The 15,743-nt window shown below is 65.0% G+C and carries 17 protein-coding genes and 1 tRNA gene; 6 read left to right on the plus strand and 12 right to left on the minus strand.

Annotated elements, in window-relative coordinates; genetic code table 11:
* Positions 1–24: 24 nt before the first annotated feature.
* Positions 25–1,026 (minus strand): CorA family divalent cation transporter, encoded by a 1,002-nt coding sequence (locus OSH10_RS12380; protein ID WP_266332074.1) that lies wholly within the window; start codon positions 1,024–1,026, stop codon positions 25–27.
* A gap of 188 nt (positions 1,027–1,214) precedes the next feature.
* On the opposite strand from OSH10_RS12380, the gene OSH10_RS12385 reads away from it, so the two are divergent.
* Together OSH10_RS12385 and amaB are read left to right on the plus strand one after the other, a co-directional pair.
* Positions 1,215–2,498: an NAD(P)/FAD-dependent oxidoreductase gene (locus OSH10_RS12385; RefSeq protein ID WP_266332075.1), complete on the plus strand. Its 1,284-nt coding sequence runs from the start codon at positions 1,215–1,217 to the stop codon at positions 2,496–2,498.
* A gap of 37 nt (positions 2,499–2,535) precedes the next feature.
* Positions 2,536–4,077: an L-piperidine-6-carboxylate dehydrogenase gene (gene amaB, locus OSH10_RS12390; protein WP_266332077.1), complete on the plus strand. Its 1,542-nt coding sequence runs from the start codon at positions 2,536–2,538 to the stop codon at positions 4,075–4,077.
* Positions 4,078–4,152: 75 nt separating this feature from the next.
* Here the strand turns inward: amaB and OSH10_RS12395 are convergent, their stop codons facing one another.
* The gene (locus tag OSH10_RS12395) at positions 4,153–4,344 is read right to left on the minus strand and encodes a CsbD family protein (protein ID WP_266332078.1); all 192 of its coding nucleotides are present in this window, start codon (positions 4,342–4,344) and stop codon (positions 4,153–4,155) included.
* A gap of 189 nt (positions 4,345–4,533) precedes the next feature.
* A tRNA-Met gene (locus OSH10_RS12400) sits at positions 4,534–4,610 on the minus strand.
* Between the two features lie 334 nt (positions 4,611–4,944).
* On the opposite strand from OSH10_RS12400, the gene OSH10_RS12405 reads away from it, so the two are divergent.
* On the plus strand, positions 4,945–5,586 hold the full coding sequence (locus OSH10_RS12405; protein WP_266332079.1) for an alpha/beta fold hydrolase: 642 nt from the start codon (positions 4,945–4,947) through the stop codon (positions 5,584–5,586).
* On the opposite strand, the gene OSH10_RS12410 is transcribed toward OSH10_RS12405, so the two are convergent.
* From OSH10_RS12410 to OSH10_RS12420, 3 genes are all read right to left on the minus strand, one after another.
* Complete coding sequence (locus tag OSH10_RS12410; protein ID WP_266332080.1) at positions 5,558–5,848, minus strand: putative quinol monooxygenase; 291 nt, start codon at positions 5,846–5,848, stop codon at positions 5,558–5,560. The genes OSH10_RS12405 and OSH10_RS12410 overlap by 29 nt on opposite strands.
* Before the next feature lie 166 nt (positions 5,849–6,014).
* Entirely contained in the window at positions 6,015–6,812 is a 798-nt protein-coding gene (locus tag OSH10_RS12415; RefSeq protein ID WP_266332081.1) for an inositol monophosphatase family protein, read from the minus strand.
* Positions 6,809–7,984: a FadR/GntR family transcriptional regulator gene (locus OSH10_RS12420; RefSeq protein WP_266332083.1), complete on the minus strand. Its 1,176-nt coding sequence runs from the start codon at positions 7,982–7,984 to the stop codon at positions 6,809–6,811. The genes OSH10_RS12415 and OSH10_RS12420 overlap by 4 nt, the downstream gene beginning before the upstream one ends.
* On the opposite strand from OSH10_RS12420, the gene OSH10_RS12425 reads away from it, so the two are divergent.
* Positions 7,971–9,902, plus strand: coding sequence for an autotransporter outer membrane beta-barrel domain-containing protein (locus OSH10_RS12425; protein WP_266332084.1), 1,932 nt, complete (start codon positions 7,971–7,973; stop codon positions 9,900–9,902). The two genes, OSH10_RS12420 and OSH10_RS12425, sit on opposite strands and share 14 nt — an antisense overlap.
* Positions 9,903–10,027: 125 nt before the next feature.
* Here the strand turns inward: OSH10_RS12425 and OSH10_RS12430 are convergent, their stop codons facing one another.
* Genes OSH10_RS12430 through OSH10_RS12440 form a run of 3 tightly spaced genes read right to left on the minus strand, consistent with a single transcriptional unit; the run spans position 10,028 to position 11,305 of the window.
* Positions 10,028–10,417: a hypothetical protein gene (locus tag OSH10_RS12430; protein WP_266332085.1), complete on the minus strand. Its 390-nt coding sequence runs from the start codon at positions 10,415–10,417 to the stop codon at positions 10,028–10,030.
* 49 nt (positions 10,418–10,466) lie between these two features.
* On the minus strand, positions 10,467–10,835 hold the full coding sequence (locus OSH10_RS12435) for a hypothetical protein (protein WP_266332086.1): 369 nt from the start codon (positions 10,833–10,835) through the stop codon (positions 10,467–10,469).
* Complete coding sequence (locus OSH10_RS12440; protein WP_266332088.1) at positions 10,832–11,305, minus strand: DoxX family protein; 474 nt, start codon at positions 11,303–11,305, stop codon at positions 10,832–10,834. Before OSH10_RS12440 ends, OSH10_RS12435 begins: the two co-directional genes overlap by 4 nt.
* A gap of 371 nt (positions 11,306–11,676) precedes the next feature.
* Between OSH10_RS12440 and OSH10_RS12445 the strand changes: the two genes are divergently transcribed.
* Both OSH10_RS12445 and OSH10_RS12450 read left to right on the plus strand, forming a co-directional pair.
* Entirely contained in the window at positions 11,677–12,177 is a 501-nt protein-coding gene (locus tag OSH10_RS12445; RefSeq protein WP_266332089.1) for a helix-turn-helix domain-containing protein, read from the plus strand.
* 82 nt (positions 12,178–12,259) lie between these two features.
* Positions 12,260–13,345 carry a hypothetical protein gene (locus OSH10_RS12450; protein ID WP_266332090.1) on the plus strand — a complete coding sequence of 362 codons (1,086 nt, stop codon included), beginning with the start codon at positions 12,260–12,262 and terminating at the stop codon, positions 13,343–13,345.
* Between the two features lie 221 nt (positions 13,346–13,566).
* Here OSH10_RS12450 and OSH10_RS12455 read toward each other — a convergent pair whose 3' ends face one another.
* From OSH10_RS12455 to OSH10_RS12465, 3 genes are all read right to left on the minus strand, one after another.
* Positions 13,567–14,562 carry a calcium/sodium antiporter gene (locus OSH10_RS12455; protein WP_266332091.1) on the minus strand — a complete coding sequence of 332 codons (996 nt, stop codon included), beginning with the start codon at positions 14,560–14,562 and terminating at the stop codon, positions 13,567–13,569.
* 67 nt (positions 14,563–14,629) lie between these two features.
* The gene (locus tag OSH10_RS12460) at positions 14,630–15,292 is read right to left on the minus strand and encodes a nitroreductase family protein (protein WP_266332092.1); all 663 of its coding nucleotides are present in this window, start codon (positions 15,290–15,292) and stop codon (positions 14,630–14,632) included.
* A gap of 34 nt (positions 15,293–15,326) precedes the next feature.
* A complete protein-coding gene (locus OSH10_RS12465) occupies positions 15,327–15,722 on the minus strand; it encodes a CBS domain-containing protein (RefSeq protein ID WP_113731586.1) in 396 nt (131 codons plus the stop codon).
* Positions 15,723–15,743: the final 21 nt, after the last annotated feature.

The raw sequence follows: 15,743 nt of genomic DNA on the forward strand, positions 1-15,743 counted from the left end.
TTTGCGTTTTGGAGACGGCGACAGCTACTCGAAGAAGCCCAAGCGCCTGAGCAGCAGCAAGGTACAGCCGGAGGCGAGGCCGCCGATCAGCGACGCGCCGATCCAGCCATGCACGCCCTCGAGAAAGGGCAGCCCGCCGGTATTCATGCCGAAAAATCCGGTGACCAGCGTCGGCGGCATCAGAAGCGCCGTCATCACCGACAGCAGGTAGAGATGGCGGTTGCTGATCGTGGCAAGCTTCGCCGCGATCTCGTCCTGCAGGAAGCGCGCGCGGTCCTGCACCTCCTGCACCTCCTGGTCGAGCGTCTCGATCCGGCGCAAGAGCCGTTCCGCTGCCGCGCGCGAAGCAACATGGCTACCGTCGACATGCTCATCCTCGGCGAATTCGCGCAGGATGCTGCGCAGGCCCGAGAGCTGGCGATGCAGTTTCACGGCCGTGCGCCGCAGCGGGCCGAGGCGGCGCGATTCGTCGTGCAACCGCTCGTCCAGAACCCGATCCTCGATCGAATCCGCCTCCGCCCGCGAGGCGCGCAACGTCTCGGCGATGGCGCGCAGCACCTGCTCGATCATGACCTCGAACAAGGCAACGGGTCCGCCGACGGGGTGACCGCTGTCGATCTTCGTCCGCGTGAGCGCGGCCGCGCGAACCGGATGGCGGCGGCCGGAGACCAGATAGCCCGGACCGAAGGCGAAGCGCATCGGCACCGTGCGATCGCTGTCCTCGTCCGGATCCTGCAGCGTGTCGGAGAACCGGCCCCACACCGAGGACGCGTCATATTCGAGCGCTGGATAATCGTCCGGGCTCAGGAGCAGCCGTCGCGCCTGTGGCCCCAGCCAGTCGATGCCGGCGATCCAGTCGCGCGCCAGCCTGTCGACAAAGTCGAGGTGAACCCAGAGAAAGCCTTCGCCGTGGGCGAGCGGCCGGATGCAGGCATCGAGCGCCACCGGCGTCGCTTGACCTTTGCCATCGAAGCGATATGCCCAGATCACGCCCGATACGGGCCGCGCCATCCGGTCAGCCGGCAATGGTTTCTCTCGGTGACTCATGGGTCGTGGGGCTATTCAAGTTCGGGGGCGGAGCGCCGCTTGGCATCACTGCGACGGCAGCCATGACAGAACGATGACAGTCGCGAGGCGCGACGGGATTTCCGTTGTCGCCGGCCCGCGCCACAGCCATGATCGCAGCGAACCTCCGGCAGTTGGCGGACAGGCATATGCAGAACGACCCTCGATCGCACGGCCTTTGGGAGCAGACGGCCCCTCCGCCTCCCGCAACGACAGCGCTTGCCGGCGCCCTGACGGCCGACGTCGTGGTGGTCGGCGGCGGCTATACCGGTCTTTCGACGGCACTGCACGCAGCGCGCGACGGCCTCGACGTCGTGCTGCTCGAAGGGGTCGAATTCGGCTTCGGCGGCTCCGGACGGAATGTGGGCCTGGTCAATGCCGGCATGTGGGTCATGCCGGATGACCTGCCCGCCGCACTTGGCCCCATCTATGGCGACCGGCTTCTCGACCTGCTCGGCAACGCGCCGAAGCTCGTCTTCGAACTGGTGCGCCGCCACGCCATCGCCTGCGAACTGGAGACGGCCGGCACGCTGCACTGCGCGGTCGGCGCCAAGGGTCTCGCCGAAATCCGGCAGCGCGCGGCGCAATGGAGCGCCAGGGGCGCGGCGGTGCGGCTGCTCGATGCCGACGAAACGGCGGCGAAGCTGGGTAGCCGCGCCTATGCCGGCGCGCTGCTCGACCTGCGCGCCGGAACCGTCCAGCCGCTCGCCTATGCACGCGGGCTCGCCCAGGCCGCCATCGATGCCGGCGCGCGTCTTGCGACGCAAAGCCCGGTCCGCCAGGCCGAGAGGATCCCGACCGGCTGGCGCGTCACCACCGATCGCGGCAGCGTCACAGCGCGGTGGATCGTCGTTGCCACCGACGCCTACACCAACATGCCCTGGCCCGAAATCCGGGCGGAGCAGGTGCACCTGCCCTATTTCAACTTCGCCACCGTGCCGCTCCGTGCGGAGCTGCGCCAATCCATCCTGCCCGAGCGCCAGGGCGCGTGGGATACGAAGGAGGTCCTGACCTCTTTCCGCTTCGACCGCGCCGGCCGGCTGGTGTTCGGCAGCGTCGGCGCCTTGCGCGGCACCGGGGCTGCGGTGCACCGCGCCTGGGCCAAGCGGGCCCTCGCCAAGATCTATCCGCAGATCGGTGATATCGGCTTCGAGGCCGAGTGGTACGGGCAGATCGGCATGACCGACAACAGCCTGCCGCGCTTCCACAGGCTTGCCGAGAATGTCATCGCCGTCTCGGGCTATAATGGCCGCGGCATTGCGCCGGGAACCGTGTTCGGCCGGGTGTTGGCCGACCATATCGCCGGCAGGATCGCGGAGGCCGATCTGCCGCTGCCGGTCACGACGCCACAGGAGGCGCGCTTGCGTCGCCTCAAGGAAGCCTATTACGAAGTGGGGGCGCAGATCGCCCATCTCGCCGATGCCCGGCTCTAGATATCCGCGCGGAAGCCACGGAATTCGAGGAAACACCATGACCATCGCCATCCAGAACACCCTCGCGACCGAGGTCGAGGCCCTGCTTTCCGGAATGGGGGTCACCGCCGCGCGAACCGGCGGCACGCTCGCCGTCCATTCGCCGATCACCGGCGAGGAGCTAGCGCGCCTGGTCGAGATCGACGCGGCCGGCGCCCGGGCGGCGATCGACACCGCGCACACTGCCTTCCTTGCCTGGCGCAGCGTCCCGGCGCCGAAGCGCGGCGAGCTGGTGCGCCTGCTCGGCGAGGAACTGCGCGCGCACAAGGCCGCGCTCGGCCGCCTCGTCTCGATCGAGGCCGGCAAGATCGTCTCCGAAGGTCTCGGTGAAGTGCAGGAAATGATCGACATCTGCGATTTCGCCGTCGGCCTGTCGCGCCAGCTCTACGGCCTCACCATCGCCACCGAGCGCAGCGATCACCGGATGATGGAGAGCTGGCATCCGCTCGGCGTCACCGGCATCATCTCGGCCTTCAACTTCCCCGTCGCGGTCTGGTCGTGGAACGCCGCGCTCGCGCTCGTCTGCGGCAACAGCGTCGTCTGGAAGCCTTCGGAAAAGACCCCGCTGACGGCGCTCGCGACCTCGGCCCTGTTCGAGCGCGCGCTCAAGCGTTTCGTTGAAGAGGGCGGCAGTGCGCCGGACGGTCTCTCCGCCCTGCTGATCGGCGGTCGCGAGATCGGCGAAGTGCTCGTCGACCATCCGCGCGTGCCGTTGGTCTCGGCCACCGGCTCGACCGCGATGGGCCGCATCGTCGGCCCGCGCCTCGCCGGCCGTTTCGCCCGCGCGATCCTGGAGCTGGGCGGCAACAATGCCGCGATCATCTGCCCCTCGGCCGATCTCGACCTGACGCTGCGCGGCGTCGCCTTCGCCGCCATGGGCACGGCGGGACAGCGCTGCACCTCGCTGCGACGCCTGTTCGTACATGACAGCATCTATGACAGCTTCGTGCCCCGGCTGAAGCAGGCCTATGGATCTGTGACGATCGGCAACCCGCTCGAATCCGGCACGCTGGTCGGCCCGCTGATCGACGCGGCCGCCTACAAGGGCATGCAGGCGGCGCTGGACGCCGCCCGGGCTGCCGGCGGCAGCGTTACCGGCGGCGACCGGGTGGACGGGGACAAGGCGGCCAATGCCTTCTATGTGCGCCCGGCGATCGTCGAAATGCCGGCGCAGAGCGGCCCGGTCGCGCATGAGACCTTCGCACCGATCCTTTATGTGATGCGCTATTCGGATTTCGAGGCGGCGCTGGCGCTGCACAATGACGTGCCCCAGGGCCTCTCCTCGTCGATCTTCACCAACGATCTGCGCGAGGCCGAGACGTTCCTGTCGGTGCGCGGCTCCGATTGCGGCATCGCCAACGTCAATATCGGCCCGTCCGGCGCCGAGATCGGCGGTGCCTTTGGTGGCGAGAAGGAGACGGGCGGCGGTCGCGAATCCGGCTCCGACGCCTGGAAGGCCTATATGCGACGCGCCACGAACACCATCAATTACGGCAAGACGCTGCCCCTCGCCCAAGGCGTCAAGTTCGACGTCGCCTGACGCACGACGCAAAAAAGGCCCCGGCCGGAACATCCGGCCAGGGCCATGTATATCATCGATGATAGATCTCAGCGATCAGGCCTTGTCGACGACGTCCTTGACGGCATCCTTGGCCTTGCCCACAGCCTGCTGGGCTTCACCCTTGATTTCCTGAGCCTTGCCTTCGGCGCGCAGGCGATCATTGTCGGTCATCTTGCCCACACCCTGCTTGACGTTGCCGGCTGCTTCGTTGGCGAGGCCCTTGATCTTGTCGCTCGTGCTGCTCATCGTGAATTCCTCGTTTTGTTATTACGAGGAGACAACCGCTCAGCGGGTCATTGGTTCCACTCACGGCGCTGATTTAAACGCTGCAGCCATCGGCTGACCGGCCCACGCTTCCCCTCGCCGCATCGCAAGCTTCAGCAAGCTGGTCCCGAAACGAAAGAACCCGCCGGTTAGGGCGGGTTCTTCGTAGGCTGGTTGCGGGGACCAGATTTGAACTGATGACCTTCAGGTTATGAGCCTGACGAGCTACCGGGCTGCTCCACCCCGCGTCACGCGCTTCGTCTTTCGTCGTCGCGCAGTGGTGATATAGGGGGTCGAACCGGGAATGAGAAGCCCAATTCGGTATTTATTCGGCTTTATACACCGCGATCGGGCCAGTCCGTCCCCGAGAGGGCCGAACCGACGGAAAACTGGGCGGGATCGCCGCCCCGGCAATCCAGCAGGAGGGTCAACACCGCGATCCTTTCCCGAGCAAACGATGCTTCCGAAAGCAGGCCGCAGGGCCGTTCGTGGATTTCGCGGCCGAGAGCCTGCTAGAAAGCGGGTGGCGCGCCCGGCCGTCCGGGCCTCCTGCCACTCAACCCTGCACCGACAAGGCCCCGCATGACGATTTTCTTCCTTCCGGGCGCCGGCGGCAGCGCCTCCTTCTGGGACGCGGTCTCGCAGCGGCTGGATCTCGATGAACAGCGCCACTTCTTCGCCTGGCCAGGCCTGGGCAATGAACCACCCGATCCATCGGTGCGCGGGATCGACGATCTGGTCCGGCTGGTGCTGGAGGCGCTGGAGTCAACCGCTGAACCTTCGGTCCTCGTCGCGCAGTCCATGGGCGGCTATGTGGCAATGCGGGCCGCGCTGGCGTCGTCTGCGCACCGCATCCGGCGGATCGTCCTGGCCGTGACGTCGGCCGGGGTGCCGATGGGCGAACTCGGCGCCAGAGACTGGCGCGAAAGCTATCGCGCCAGCTTTCCGCAGGCGGCGGAATGGATTGCCGATCCGCCGCAAGACCTGTCCGCAAGCCTGCCCGGCGTGAAAGTTCCCTGCCTGCTGCTATGGGGCGATGCGGACCCGATAAGCCCGGTCGCGGTCGGCGAGAGACTGCTGGGCCTTCTGCCGGATGCGCGCCTGCATGTCCTGGCCGACGCCGATCACGACCTCGCCATCACCCACGCCGCCGAGGTCGCGGCCTTGATCCGGGCGCATCTCGAGGCAGGACCACTCATCCCGAAAACGAATCCATCAAGATGAAGGTCGGCGCCTGTCTCTGATGCGCATTGATCAATGGGACGAGGCGGGTGAAGTGCTCGGAAGCGCAGTGGATGTCGAGGGCCGCGCGGTCGGGCCACATCTCGATGAAGATGAAATGTCCCGGGTCCTTCTGGTCAATGAAGAGATCATAGGCGATGCAGAGCGGCTCCTGCCGCGTCATCGCGACCAGTTCGCGATAGAGCGGCCGAACGATCTCCACCGCCTCCGGCCGGATGAAATCCTGCGCGATCACCTTGAGCACGAACCACTCTCCCTTGGACTCCGGATTGCCGAGGCCCCGACAGACAACAATCCGCCTCCCGGAGCAAGGCGCCTGTACGCCAGGATAATGGCCATCACCGCCGCTCGCCATCCGCCGCTGGCGGGTGACAGGTCGGGAGGCGGGTTCCGAACGAGGCGCGCTGCCGCTACGGGTAGCCCTCGCCGGCCATGGGTAGAATCCGCCGCAATGGCTGCCGGATCGCCGGAGTTCCGGCGAGAACCGCATTGCCCTGCAACAGTCCGCCCCGGGCGGTGAAGTCGCTCACCCAGCCACCGGCCTCCTCGACCAGAAGCAGGCCGGCGAGCACGTCCCAACTGTGCAGAAACAGTTCGCAATAGCCGTCGATGCGGCCACAGGCGACGTGCGCCAAGCCGATCGCCGCCGATCCATTCTGCACAAAGGCGAAACCGTCCTCCAGCAGCCGGCCGACCAGCGCCACATAGTCGGCCAGCGGGCGCTTGGACGAATAACCGGCGTCGACGAGGGCGTCCGTGACGCCCCGCGTGGGCCGCACGCGGATCGGCTGCCCATTGCAGGTGGCGCCGAAGCCACGGCGGGCGACGAACATCTCGTTCAGGACGGGATTGTAGACGACGCCGCTCTCCGTGCGTCCCTCCGTGTGAAAGGCAATCGAGACGGCGAAATGGGGGATCCGGCGCGCGAAGTTCGCCGTGCCGTCGATCGGATCGATCACCCAGAGCCGCGAGGCGCCATCGCCGCCCGATTCCTCGGTCAAAATGCCGTCTTCCGGAAATTCCTGCCGCAGGCGCTCGATCAGGAAGCGATCGATGTCGAGATCCGCCTGGGTGACGAGATCGTGTGCCCCCTTCTCCATGGCGCCCATCGCGTCGCCGGAATGAAAGTAGCGGCGCGCAATCGCGCCGGCATCGCGTGCGATCTCCTGGGCAAAGGCGTGGCGACGGGCAATGTCGAGGCTGTTCATGGACGACCCGGCTCCGGGGATACAAGGTGGGGTGGCGAAAGGGTGGCGCGCTCCTTCAACCGGCCGAGGCGGGCCTCCAGAGAGATGCGCACGTCCTCTTCCGCCCCATCCAGCAGCGCAATCAGCGCCTTCGTCGTCGCAGCCGGATCACGCTGCTCGATGGTCTCGACGATGCGGCGGTGCAGGCCGAGGGAATGGACCTGCCCGGCCGGATTGTCGTCCGTCAGGCGGAAGCTGATCACCAGCGCGGTTTCGATCAGCGCCGAGAGCGAGCCGATCAACTCATTGCCCGACATGTGCAGGATCGCCTGATGGAAGGCGAGGTCCGGCACGGCGAAACGCTCGCCGTCGCTGCCGGCCTGTTCCATCTCGTCGAGCAGCGCGCGCAGTTCCGCGATCTGCTCCGCGGAGGCGCGCTCGGCCGCCAGCGCGCCGGCCATCGGCTCGATCGCCCGGCGCAGTTCGAACAGCGAGCGCGCCTCTTCGGCGGTGGTCCGGGCGCTGAAGCGCCAGAGAAGCACGTCGGGATCGAGGAAGTTCCAGTCCTTGCGGGGGCGGACCCGCGTGCCGGTGCGCGGCCGCATCTCGACCATGCCCTTGCCCGCCAGCACCTTGACCACCTCGCGCAGGCCGGTGCGGCTGGCGCCGAAAGCGGCGCTCCAGTCGTCGCCATTGGGCAACTGGTCGCCGGGAACCAGCTCGCCGCGGACGATGCTGAGGCCGATCTCGTTGAGCAGCCGCGCGTGCAGTCCGGAACGAGAGGAGCCCTCGATGCGCGGGCGCAGCCGCGAGGCCCTCGAGAGAGCGTCATCATTCTTCATATCATTCACACTATTCACAAGACTGTCATGCCCCACCCCTATTAAGCACACCGTCGACCACGCATCCAGAGTATTCGATACAAAGACACATAAATAATACTCCATACCAAAGTACAAATATGAATAGAAAGAATCCAATCGAGCCGACTCGAAGGATTCTTTATGCATGATTGCCGCGAATGCGGACGATCCATCATTAAAAGCTTTCTGACTGGATCCCTTCAGCAAGGAAGCCACACCCGAATTGAAACTTGCCACCGTCGAGGGTTGCCGCCGTCGGGGAACGATGTCGTGCGAGCTGAGAAATCGACGCAATACACCAACAGGAATGCCATCCATGAAGATCGACACCGCCGGTGAAGCCACCCGCCGTCCGGCCCAGCATCCGCGCCGCTTTGCCGCCCTGAAGCATACGGCGGCCACCACCCTGCTCTGGTCCACCGCCCTCGCCGCAACGACGCTGCCGGCTTTCGCGGTCGAGCCCTGGATCATGGTCGAGCGCAACTTCTTCCTGGGCGCCGACCCCGCGCGCGGCCAGGGCGTTACCTCGGACGGAACATACTGGTATTTCTCGGGCACCCATTCGCTCGAGATCGCCGACAGCAACTTCAACACCGTCTCGATCAACCCGGAAGCGATCGCCAACGTGCTGAAGATCCCGTCCGAGCTCTCGGATGCAGGCCTCAACCACATCGGCGACATCGATTACGCCAACGGGCTGCTCTACATCTCGCTCGATTCCAGCAACCGGGATCCGGTGACCAACCTCAAATACAACAACCCGGTCTTTGCCATCTATGATGCGAAGACGCTGGAATATACCGGCCAGGCCTATGCGCTCAATCCGCCGGACGGCACCGTGGATGTCGCCAGCTGGGTCGCGGTCGACGCCAAGGCGGGTGTCGCCTATGGCATGGCCTACGACAACGCCACGCAGATCGCCGTCTACAACCTTTCCGATTTCAGCTTCAAGGAATACATCCCCCTGTCGCAGACGATCGATCAGGCGCAGGGCGGCAAGGTCCTCAATGGCTGGATGTATTTTTCGAGCGACGACGCCGAGAAAACGCTGAGCCGCGCCAATCTCAAGACCGGCGAGGTCGAGATCCTCGGCAATCTGAAGCTCGGCGCCGAGCAGGAAATCGAAGGCCTCTCCTTCAAGTGGACGAAGGACGGCTGGTCGCTGAACGTCCTCGACCGCGAGGAGAGCTTTCCCGGCAATGGCGAGGAAGGCGTCGCCTTCTACAAATACCTTCGCCCCTATGGAAATACGCTGTCCGGCGAGATCCATGCCGACATCAAGGGTGGCCTGATCGAGGACAGCCGCTATGTCCGCGACGCGGCGAACCGCCGTATCCGCTCCTCCTTCGACGCGATCGCGACGCCATCGTCCATGACCGCCACCTTTGACGCCAACGGCCTGCATGCCGCCCCCGCCAACACGGACGGCATCGTGATCTGGGGCGAGGCGCTGGCCATGACGGCCGATGCCAAGGGCTCCGGCGACGCCGCCGATTTCGGCCGTAACTCGGCCGGCTTCGTGGCGGGTGTCGATGCGCCGGTCGGCGGCTGGCGTCTCGGCATGCTGGGCGGCTACAGCCATTCCAGCTATAACGTCGACGATCGCGCCTCGTCGGGTTCGAGCGACAATTACGACATCGGCGTCTATGCCGGTACGCAGTGGGGCGCGCTCGGCTTCCGCTCCGGCGCCCTGTATGGCTGGCACGAGATCGACACGCGCCGCAACGTCGCCTTCCCGGCGTTCAGCGAATCGCTTTCCGCCGATTACAACGCCGCGACGGCGCAGGTCTTCGGCGAGCTCGCCTATCGCCTCGACATGGGCAAGAGCGCGATCGAGCCCTTCGTGAACCTCGCTTATGTCCATCTCGACACGGACGGCTTCTCCGAGACCGGCGGCACGATCGCGGCGCTTTCAACCGACGACTCGACCACGGAAAACACCTTCTCGACCTTCGGTGCCCGTGCCTCGACGACGTTCGATCTAGGCAAGACCAAGACCGCCCTGCACGGCATGCTCGGCTGGCAGCACGCCTATCAGGACGTGACGCCTGTCTCCAGCTTCGCCTTCGGCACCGGCGCCTCGTTCGACATTGCCGGCGTGCCGATCGCCAAGGATGCGCTGGCGGTGGAGGCCGGCTTCGGCGTCTCGCTGACGGAGAGCGCCACCCTCGGCGCGTCCTATTCCGGCCAGATCGCCAGCGACGTCCAGGCGCACGCGTTCAAGATCAACTTCGACGTGAAGCTCTAACCGCAGACAGTGCCGCCCCGCTGAACGGGACGAGTCCAGAGCAGACAGGAAGAAGCCCCGGATCCCGCGATCCGGGGCTTCTTCATGAGCGGTTCCCGACACATGGGAGTACTTCGCCCTGGCCGTCAGCGGGCATCCGCGGGCTTTATTCCCGACGGCGTACCATCCGGCTTCATGCCGTACCGGCGATAGAGTTCCTGCTCGTCGCGCGCCAGCTGGGCATCCATGCGCGCATTGGCGCTTCGGGCCATGGCATTGCGCCCGGCCAACGCTACCGGCGCCATGACGAAGCTGGAGAGCCCCGTGGGATCGGCGGAGGCGGCCAAGCTCGTTGCGCTCTGGGCCGCGCCGAAGGCTACCGCCTCGGCTTCCAACTGCTTCTCCAGCGCGCGCGTCTTGTCCGAGACATTCGCGCCCTTGAAGCTCGACGCGGAAGTCTGGCAGGCGGCCGTGCCGCCCGCGGCAACGAGCAGAAGCGCCGCCCGAAAAACCTGGCCATTCCAATAGATAGGCACGATTGCGACCTCTGGCTTTGAAGACAGGCTCGGCACAGGAGGCCGGTGGCTAGTAACAGGCGACGCTGAAGGGCGCCTGGCTCGCCATTGCCGCGCCGCTCACCGGCCCCATGGCGCGAGCCGCCAGGGCGCCGCCCGGCCCGGCGAAGCTGACCGCCGCCATCGCGGCCGTGGTCGCCATGTGCGTCGCCTGAACCGCCCTTCCATGGGCCTGGATCTGATCGACGCAGGATCGCGCGGAGGCATAGCCCCGGGCGCGTTCCCGATCCTCCGCCGTGCCGCCGGGGCGGCTGGCGGCAGCCTCGGCAGCGGCCTGCCGGGTGGTCAGATCGGCGCGAACGGCATTCATCCGCGCATCGCTGGTGCAGCCGGCCGCGAACAGGCAAAGACCGGCGGTGAGAAGCCATGGCGCGCTCATGCCGCCGCCCCTTTCCGAGTCGCCGATGCGTAGACTGCGACCAGCAGGCCCCCGACCACGGTGATGTGCTCCATGGCAACATGGAACTCCAGCGTCTTCAGGGGCTCTTCCATCGCCCAGAAATCGTGGGCGATCGGAATCGTCAGGAGGGTGAAGACCGCCAGGGCTCCGGCGCCAAGCCATGTCCAGCGGTCGAGGATGACCAGCAGCGAGCCGCCGAGTTGCACCGCCACGGTTGCCACGTAGAACAGCATTGCCGGTTCAAGACCGAAATGCCGCATTTCGGCAAGGCCGGCATCCATGTCCAGGAGCTTCGCGAGGCCGCTCGCCCAGAACATGAAGGTGAGCAGCGCACGGGCGACATAGCCTGCCCAGGGCCTGCGGAGGATGGCGGCCGCAGTATCCAGCCAAGCCGTTGCCGACGCAGCCGGGCTCTCCGGGCCGGATTCATTCGATATTTCAAGGCTCATCGTAGTCTCGCTTTGATCAGTTGCATGCCCTTGCCCCGGTCGGCCGCGGACAAAGTCCGCCGGCGACGGATGCAGGTGCGTCCGAAGGAAAAAACCTGGTTATGTCTGGCTCCCGATTGCCCCGGGAGGTCGGGCGCCGATAGCGTCGCGCCGTATTGGCCCGCCTCGAAAGGGGCTGGCCTCGTCGAGCAATAGCGAACCCGATCGCGGCATCGAAGGGCCAATTAGCTACAATTCTTCGGCTAATTTCCCACCTCGATCGCCGAAGGCGGCAGGGTGTGACCTCGGTCGCAGCGAGGTGCGCCGGGGCGTGGCAATGCCTTATGGTTGAAACACAGAGTGGTCCTGTCCCGCGGTCGGAATCCAACCCCATGAACAAGAGCGAGGTCGCGCGCCGCGACATCTCCAACGACGTCCTTGAGATCGAAGATCATGCCGAGGTGGCGCTCGATCCGGAGCAGCGGGCCCTGCTGGCCTCGGACGTCTCGTGGCTCGAATACCGGGCCGAATTCCGCCGGCAGATGATCCAGCAGGGCTTTCTGAAGCATCCGTGGCGGAGCATCTTCGAAGCCGACATGATCTTCACCCTGATCGGCCATAAATGGCTGCAGGGCGAGATCCTGACCGTCAAGCAGGTGGCAACCTACTTCGAAGCCTTCACCAGCGACGTCACGATTACCCGGCACATCGACGACATGGTCGCTTCCGGCACGCTGGTGCGCACGCCCGACCCCAAGGATCGCCGCCGCCTGCTGCTGATGCCGACGCAGCGGCTGTTCGAGATCGGCCGCATCTTCCTGCAGGCGCGCAAGGAAATCGCCCGCCGGCATGGCTACGTCTATGACCCGGCTCGCGCCAGCGCCGGCGAATAGCCCTCAAATTGCAATCGATCGGCTTTGATCGTGCCGATCCGCATCCCTAGGCATGGCTGTCACCAGCAACAGGAAAGCGTTCATGCTGAAGCGTCTGATCGCCATGTCATCCCTTCTCGCCGCGATCGTTCCGGTCCCGGCGGCGTTCGCCGATGGCGCGGCCTGTTCCTGCCGCCATCTCGAGAGCATCCAGCAGGAGCTCAGGAACGCGGAAGCCCTGCTCAAGATCCAGCAGAAGATCCGCGACCAGCTCGAGACAATCGAAGCGCCTCTGATCGAGGCCAAGAAGACGCCGACCCATCCCGATTCCGACGTCAACATCTACGATCGCTCGATCCGGGAACGCACGCGGATCCTGGCCGGGTTCACCCTCCCCCACCCGCAGGTCAAGGGCTACACCGGCCCGAGCAACGTCAAGATGCCGTTTGGAACCTGCGAACAGTCGGCCTCGGATCTCGAAGCGCTGAAATCGGGCTCCCAGTGCAAGGAACTGGCGGATATCAACCTCGCGCATGAAAACGCGCACGGGGCCGAATGCCGGGCGGCGGGCGCCAGCGAATACTGGAAGCGCCTGCCGAGCAAGATGGCCGCCGAGGAGGTCGTGCGCTACACCGAGCAGGTCGCCGCCCTGCGCACGCTGCTCAAGAAGGTGCTCGACGAGGGCGAAATGACGGTGGAAGCGCGGCTGGAGCCCCGGATCCAGGGGCCGCAGTTCGACGTCACCTATCTCTACCAGACCGGCCCGATCGAGCTGAAAGGCAAGAGCTCGCCCGGCTCCGATCAATGGACGCTAGACGGCAAGGGCGTGCAGGTCGGCCGGATCGGCAAGATGCGCCTGGCCGGCATGACCTGCACGTCCTCCGGCCAGCTCAATACCGAGGTCAACCTCACCCTGGAGACGGACGGCCTGACCATGGCGCTGAAGGGCAAGACGACCAGCGCGCCGGGCGATGTAAAGGTCCAATGCCGCGGCGGCCACGGCATGTCGATGCGGCCGCAGGGCGAACTAAGCGGCGGCTCCTATTTCGCGGACCAGGAAGTGCGGACGGAAGCAACGATGTCCCGCGACGTCAAAAGCATGGATTTCGCGAAGGTCCTGGCCAAGGGCGGCCTGTCCGCGAGCGGCACGGAGACGATCAAGGTGAAGCTGATCTGCCCGGGCGACTGATGCAACAACAGGGCTACAGCCAACTCAACCCTCCAAAACGAAAGAACCCGCCGGTTAGGGCGGGTTCTTTGTAGGCTGGTTGCGGGGACGGGCAAACATCACAACTTGCTCTTCGAAGCAGGCGCATAACCTGTAATTTCTGCCCGCGCAACGCGTAGTTGCTGCCTTATCCGCAGTTTTCGAAGGTCAATTCAATACGTCTCAAAACGCGTCGATTACGCTCAAAATTCGTATACAGCCTCATCAAAATCAACCCGAGCGAGAATAAGGTAAGCGAAATATCCAACATAGCAGCAGATGAAGACTGCGCCTTCTGCCCTTGAAATCCTCTTGCCGCTGAGAAAGGCCGGAACACAAAGCAGCGTAGCCGCAACCATGACGGGGATATCGATGCGGATCAGCGTATCTTCCACACCGATTGGATCGCCTGGAACCAACATGGTCAGTCCCAGAATGACGGCGATGTTGTAGACGCCGCTCCCGAGAAGGTTGCCGACGGCGATGTCGCGTTCGTTGCGCATCGTCGAGACGATCGTTGTCACGAGTTCGGGGCTCGACGTGCCGATAGCCACGATGGTGAGGCCGATCAGAGCCTCGGAGACCTCCAGTCTTAGGGCAAGGTCAGTCGATCCCCAGACAAGCCAGTCGGCACCAGCCACGATGATTGCGATCCCGACAAGCATAGCGGCAGCATGGATCCATCCCGTGCGCTGAGCGTCCCGCATCCGGCGAGGCAAGGCTGGCAACTCTTTCTCGGCTGGCGAGCTTCTCTTTCGTGCGCTGTGGACGACCAGGATCGTGTAGCCGACCCCGCCAAGCAGAAACATGATGCCCTCGGCCCGCGACAGGGAGCCGTCTGCAGCAAAAGCCCAGAACGCCAGGGTGGCAACCACCATTGCAGGAAGCTCAAGCCGGAGCGAGGCGGGCTCCAGAACCACGGGCTTGAGGAGCGCGCACAGGCCAAGGATAAACAGCAGGTTGAAGGTGTTCGTGCCGGCGATATTGCCGACCACCAGTCCTCCCTCTCCGGATAGCGCAGCGTCAATGCCGACGGCAAGCTCCGGGGTGCTTGTTCCGATCGCGACGACTGTCAGTCCGATGATCAGCGGCGAAATGCCAAGCTGGCGCGCGAGAGTCGAACCGCCGCGCACCAGCATTTCGGCTCCGCCGACGAGAGCCAGCAGGCCAAGCGCAGACCAGATAATTGCGGCCGTCATGGCTTATGCCTTGGCGCAATCACCGATGACCGGCTTTGCCCGCGCCGGTCTGCGACCACCTCCCGGATCAGCCGATCGCACCCACAGGCTGGATGTATGTCACGGTGAGATGATCCGGGAACTTCAGCGCCGTTTTGACGGCTTCGCGGTCCACTGTGCCCAGAAGGCAGGTGCCCAGCCCCTCGGCTGCGCAGAAGAGATAGACATTCTGCGCCATGATGGCCGAATTGACGCGTGCGGCGATGGCCAGCTCCTCCGGCGCGGACGTAGCAATATCGCCGGCAGCGGTCGCCAGTTTCTGGCCGTCCGACACGTAGATCAGCACCACGGGCGCGCGGCGCACGAAAGCCGTCGGACTGACATCCGCACGGATATCCGCATCGGACACTTTTTCGAGTGTATTGGCAGCAGAATTGTAGAGGCTGACGCCATCCTCGAGGGCGACATAGATGTCGACGTCCTTCGAGCCGTGCCAGGCGGGTGCTGTGGTCTTGCCTTCGTCCGGGCGGTTCACGCCATTGGCTGCCCACAAGACTTCCAGCACTGTTTCGCGGGGAACGTCGGCACGCCCGAAGCGCTTTGTCGAGCGGCGCTGCTTAAGAGCCTCCTGCACCGAGACACTGGCGGCACCGCCTGCGGGCGTCTGTGCGTTGGCCGCACCGACGATGCCAGCGGATGCGGCGGCACTGGTTCCGGCGAGAAAAAGCCTTCTCGAAAGCTGTTGTGTCATGATCTGTCCTTTCCTTTTTGTGAAGAGTGTCAGCTCATGTCCATTGCCGCGAAAGGGCATTGAGGACGTCGGTACGGCTGATCTGGCCAACAAGGCGGCCATGGCGAACAACGGGGAACCGTCTGAACGAGCTTGCAACGAAACGCTCGCAGGCTTCGACGATATCGATGCGCGCATCGAGCGTTTCGAGCTCGGTACTCATATAGTCGGCGACGCTGCCGCCCCATTGTTTGTAATAGGAGGCGTTGAGCGCGGCCTTCAGGCAATCGCGCTTCGACAGGACGCCGACGAGATCGCCCGCGTCGTCGATCACGCATGCGCCCGACACTTCGTTCTGCATCAGGACGGAGACGGCGCGCACGATTTCCATGTCCGGAGTCAGCGTGATCAGGTCGGTGCGCATATGATCGGCAACCGTGTCGAGCTTCATCGTTTCGCTCCTCCGGGTCTT

Origin of the sequence: Kaistia defluvii (genome assembly GCF_026343955.1) — a bacterium.
In the GTDB taxonomy this organism is placed as follows: Bacteria; Pseudomonadota; Alphaproteobacteria; order Rhizobiales; family Kaistiaceae; genus Kaistia; species Kaistia defluvii.